General features: G+C 49.0%; 3 protein-coding genes. All 3 read left to right on the top strand.

The annotated features are described in order from the left end of the window. Positions 1–848, top strand: an 848-nt coding sequence (gene eno / locus Q0314_RS02775; protein WP_298056237.1) for a phosphopyruvate hydratase, incomplete at its 5' end; no start/stop codon positions are given. Continuing rightward, positions 845–1,114, top strand: coding sequence for a hypothetical protein (locus Q0314_RS02770; protein ID WP_002953583.1), 270 nt, complete (start codon positions 845–847; stop codon positions 1,112–1,114). The genes eno and Q0314_RS02770, both read left to right, overlap by 4 nt. A 33-nt stretch (positions 1,115–1,147) precedes the next feature. Then, positions 1,148–1,891 (top strand): AMIN domain-containing protein, encoded by a 744-nt coding sequence (locus tag Q0314_RS02765; protein WP_298056235.1) that lies wholly within the window; start codon positions 1,148–1,150, stop codon positions 1,889–1,891. The last annotated feature ends 171 nt before the right edge of the window (positions 1,892–2,062 follow it).

Below are 2,062 nucleotides of genomic sequence, written 5' to 3'. Positions count from 1 at the left end.
GCGCGAACGCTAGCGTACTGCCGGTGCCGATGTTTAATATCATCAACGGCGGCGCGCACGCGAACAACAGCGTGGATTTTCAAGAATTTATGATTATGCCGTTCGGATTTGATAAATTTAGCGACGCGCTGAGAGCGGCGACTGAAATTTACCACACGCTAAAAGGCCTACTAAACGCGGCCGGCCACAGCACGGCGGTCGGCGACGAGGGCGGATTTGCGCCAAATTTAAACGATAACGAAGAGCCGATCAAACTCATCATGCAAGCTATCGAAAAAGCGGGCTACAAAGCAGGCGAGCAGATCAAACTAGCCCTTGACGTCGCAGCTAGCGAGCTGTACGAAAACGGCAAATATAAGCTAGAAGGCAAGGAATTTAGCAGCGAAGAGCTGATAGAGCGATACGCGCAGCTTTGCGAGAAGTATCCGATATTTTCGATCGAAGACGGCCTGAGCGAGGACGACTGGACGGGCTGGGCGAAGCTAACGAGCAAGCTTGGCTCTAAAGTGCAGCTTGTGGGCGACGATCTTTTCGTAACGAACGAGAAAATTTTGCGCGAAGGTATCGCCAAAGGCGTAGCTAACGCGATCCTAATAAAACCAAATCAAATCGGCACCGTCAGCCAAACCATGCAGACGATCCGCCTAGCGCAGCGCAAAGGCTACCGCTGCGTGATGAGCCACAGAAGCGGCGAGAGCGAGGATAGCTTTATCGCGGACTTCGCCGTCGCGATGAATACGGGCCAAATCAAAACGGGCGCGACCTCAAGAAGCGAACGCAACGCCAAATACAACCGCCTGCTTGAGATCGAGCGCGAGACGGACGAGTTTTTGGGAAATCAAATTTGAGCGAAGTCCTAGACGAATACGTCGAGAAAAAGCCTTTTGATTTCAGGCTTTTTCTCAGATTTACGCTCATAGCGTTTTGCGTGATATGTTTTGGCATCTACGTGGGCAACATAATCTTTGGCAAGCGCTCGCTAGACGTGATGCTAAGCCTACAAGAGCAAAAAACGCAGCTAGAACGCGACGTCGAAACGCTAAAAAAACAAAACGCCCAGCTGCAAAAGGCGTATTTCGAGCTAAAAGAGCTTGAGCCTAGCAGCGGCGGGTAAATTTAGCTTTATAAATTTAAAAACGGGGGAGTTATGAAAATCGGTAAAATTTGGCTTTTGGCGCTGGCCTGCGGGCTGGCTTTTGGCAGAGAAAATCCTTTTGCGCCCTCGGGCGATGTAAACGCGAGCATGGCTAGCAGCAACGTCGTGGAAAATTTGCCGCCTTTTGAGAAGCAGAGTTTCAAATTTCCCGCCGACGCTAGAAACTTCATCTCCGTCACGCTAAAATACAAAAGCCTCGACGGCAGTATCAAGGAAAAAACCGTCGATATAAACAAAAGCATCTCGTGGCAGGACGAGTTTTTGCTCAGCAAGATCGCAGTACCCGTCGTCGTAGAAAAGCCCGACGTCTCGGTTACTAAAGAGGAGCCAAAAGCCGCCGCGATAGACGTCGCGCCAAAGACTACCGAGCGCAATATGACAACACAAGAGCCGCTAAAAGACATCGTCATAAAGCCGCTTGAAAAGCCACAACCGCAAAAGCAAATCGTCTATAAGCAGACGAAATTTGAGATCTATCCGATGCAGATCAAGATCCTCACGACCGACGAGAAGCTAAAGGACTACTCGATCAGCAAAGGTACAAAGGTCGTGATCGACTTCGCCTCGCAAACGGACGTAAATACCAGAAAAGACGAGCTTGACTGCGGCGCGTTTAAAACGGCTCTTTTTGGCTCGCACGGTAAATTTTACCGCGTAGTTTTTGATCTCGACGGCAGTTACAAGCACGAGATCGAAAAGACGCAGGACGGATATCTGCTAAAGCTATCTAGATAAATTTGATTTTTGTGCGCCGAGCTTTGGGCGTGTAAATTTGCACCGATAATTTCTTGCGGCGAGGGTTAAATTTGAGCCTTCGCCGCGTTTTTAAATTTGGCTTTTAAATTTAGCCGAATTTGCCTTGATTTATTTTCCCCGCTTTTTCAGATTTTGCCCCCAAATTTCACT

The sequence above is a fragment of the uncultured Campylobacter sp. genome (assembly GCF_938040115.1).
Taxonomy (GTDB): Bacteria; Campylobacterota; Campylobacteria; order Campylobacterales; family Campylobacteraceae; genus Campylobacter_A.
This window is presented reverse-complemented; position numbering and strand designations above follow the sequence as displayed.